This window comes from Xanthovirga aplysinae, assembly GCF_009711365.1.
GTDB lineage: Bacteria > Bacteroidota > Bacteroidia > Cytophagales > Cyclobacteriaceae > Xanthovirga > Xanthovirga aplysinae.
On the sequence record NZ_SMMB01000158.1, the window covers coordinates 1 to 520 of the forward strand.

1 protein-coding gene is annotated in these 520 nt (G+C 40.6%); it reads left to right on the forward strand.

What is annotated here, in order from left to right; genetic code table 11:
- Positions 1–520: hypothetical protein (locus E1171_RS23195; protein WP_187696102.1), on the forward strand; the 520-nt coding region annotated here is incomplete at both ends.

A 520-nucleotide genomic window follows, 5' to 3' on the forward strand; every position in this document is an offset into this window, starting at 1 on the left:
GGCTGCTTTAATCTTTGGCCATTACAATAAAACATTTGGTTTCCAAAAAAATGATGGGTCAGGAACTAACCTACAAGCTGCCTTAATCATAGGAGATAACAATACGACTATTGGCTATCAAAAAATCAGAGGCGCCCTTGCCCCAAGTGGGGCTCCAGATGATGTCTTTGGATTAATGGACATTAATTCAAGCGGATTGCCTTCCTTCCATAGTCTTTCATTCTTTGGATTAAATGCACAGGCTGCCATTGTAAAAGGAGAGTGGAATAAAACAGAAGGTTATCAAAAGCTGGAAGGTAACGGTCTGAATGCTCAGGTAGCTTTTGTAAAAGGGAACAAAAACCATACTGTTGGATACCAGGAAAATGAAGGCCGATTCTTTGGTCTATTCCCTACAACCAATGCCCAGGCTGCCATTGTCATAGGTGATAACAACTACACAAAAGGAGTACAAATTAACAAAAGTCTTTCAGGGCACAATTTTCAAGCGGCTTTAGTAATTGGCAGCTGGAATAAGACA